This window comes from Persicitalea sp. (assembly GCF_041751555.1).
Taxonomy (GTDB): Bacteria; Bacteroidota; Bacteroidia; order Cytophagales; family Spirosomataceae; genus Persicitalea.
This window is the reverse complement of sequence record NZ_JBGSXF010000735.1, coordinates 1-2,106: the sequence shown is the minus strand read 5'-3', so window position 1 is coordinate 2,106 and position 2,106 is coordinate 1. Positions and strand designations below refer to the sequence as shown.

The 2,106-nt window shown below is 54.2% G+C and carries 1 protein-coding gene; it reads right to left on the bottom strand.

Features of this window, described 5'->3' with window-relative positions; translation table 11 throughout:
• A partial coding sequence (locus ACEW8P_RS25710; protein ID WP_373515923.1) for an FAD-linked oxidase C-terminal domain-containing protein occupies positions 1-2,106 on the bottom strand: 2,106 nt, incomplete at both ends.

The following is a 2,106-nucleotide window of genomic DNA, read 5'->3' as shown; positions in this document are numbered from 1 at the left end:
TGAAAGTACCTGCTTGGCCACCGACAGCGACGAGAGAGCCTTCTGATGGCAATGTCCGTGCAGTTTTATGAGTTTCTCTTCGGTAGAAAACTGCGAACTGGCGATATTTTTCTTTTCCATTTCGCGGGCTATAAATTCTTCAAAAAGCAGCGCGTTCTTCGCCAGCTTTTGCGCCGCCTCCCGCAATTCCGGCGCGACCAAATCAGGGTACTCGTCACGGAATGTCAAGATAGCCGAGGGTTCGATGCCAACGAGCGGCGTTTCGTCGCTGATTACATGTTGTAAAAGCTGCACGTTCTTATTTGCAATCTTTTGTGCCTCCTTCACCAGTCCTTTGGACAAGAAAGTACGCCCCGATTCCACGTGCTTGGGTAGCAATACTTCGTAGCCTAGACCTTCTAAAAGCAACACCAATTTTTTGCCGATTTCCGAGTCATTGTAATCTGTAAACTCGTCGCAGAAGAGAAAGACTTTTCCTTTCTTTTCGGCAGCTTCCTGGGGTTCCTTTTTTCTCTTCTCAAACCATTTTCGAAAAGTCTGCTTGCCCAGCAGCGGCATCGTTCGCTCGGGGTGAAAGCCAACGGCTTTATTGGCGACACGACGCAAGGCAGGCGTGCTGAAAATCTTGTTATAGGCCCAAGGAGCCAGCGCGGCTTGCTTCATACGCTTGGTAAAATCCGCCACGAGCCGCGATCTGAACGGGACACCGTGTTGGTCATAATACTGCTGCGTAAATTCCGCTTTCATTTTTCCCACGTCCACGCTCGACGGGCATTCGGCCTTGCAGCCTTTGCAGGAGAGGCACAGGTCAAGTACTTCCTTCACCATTTCGGAACTAGCGGGGCCAATACCGTTTCCATTATTTTCACTTTTTGTGTAAAACTGCCGTAAAATATTGGCGCGAGCGCGGGTAGTATCGCGCCCGCGGCGGGTCGCCATGTAGCTTGGGCACATTGTGCCACCCGTCAGTTCCGTCTTGCGACAGTCGCCGGAGCCGCTGCATTTTTCGGTCAGGCGCAAGATGCCCTCCTCGCGCGTGAAGTCGAAAACCGTCTCGATGGCGGGTGGCGGGGCGTCTGCCTCGTAGCGCAGCGACTCGTTCATGGGTGGCGTGTCCACGATTTTATTTGCGTTGAAAATACCGTTCGGATCCCAAATGCGCTTGACCTGCCGGAAGAGTTCATAGACCTCCTGCCCCATCATAAACGGAATAAACTCGCCGCGCAATCGTCCGTCGCCGTGTTCGCCCGAGAGCGCGCCCCGGTACTTTTTCACCAGGGCGGCGGTTTCGGTCAGTACTTCGCGGAAAGTCTCTTTCCCCTCGCTGGTTTTCAGATTAATCATTGGCTCCACGTGCAGTTCACCCGCCCCGGCGTGGGCGTAGTATGAGGCATGGAGGCCGCGCCGAGCCAGCAGTTTTTCCAGGTCGGCGATGTAGTTGGGCAGATCTTCCACGGCCACGGCGCAATCCTCGATGAGGTTCACAGGCTGCGTATCGCCGGGCAGGTTGCGAATCAGGCCCAGGCCGGCCTTGCGGATGTCCCAGGCTTTGGCAGCATCGGCCCCGAACAGCAGCGGATAGGCGTAGCCAAGATTTTCCAGTGTCAAATCGGCGACGAAATCTGCTGCCAGTTTCTGCACTTCCTCCTCCCTGTCGCCCCAGAATTCCACCAGCAGCAGGGCTGCGGGATCGCCTTCCAGAAAAAATCGATTCTTGGAGTACTCGTGGTGTTCTTTGGTAAAGTCCATGATGTACTTATCCACCAATTCCGACGCCTTAGGCTGGTGTTGCATGGCCACGCGGTTGGCGTGCAGAGCCTCGGCCAGTGAAGTCGTATGGACGCAAACTACCCCCACGGCAGCGGGCGGTAAATCCACCAGGCCGATTTTTGCCTCGGTGATGAAACAAAGTGTACCTTCCGATCCCGCAATCAGGCGAGCGAGGTTGACATCGCCATTTCTTTCTTCGTCCACCAAACTATCCAGCGCGTAGCCGGAATTACGGCGCGTGACAGATTTTTTGGCAAAATTTTTCTCAATCAATTCTTGATCGACGGGATTGGAAATAATTCCCCACATTCCGGCGTAAATCGCCTGCTCGCGTTT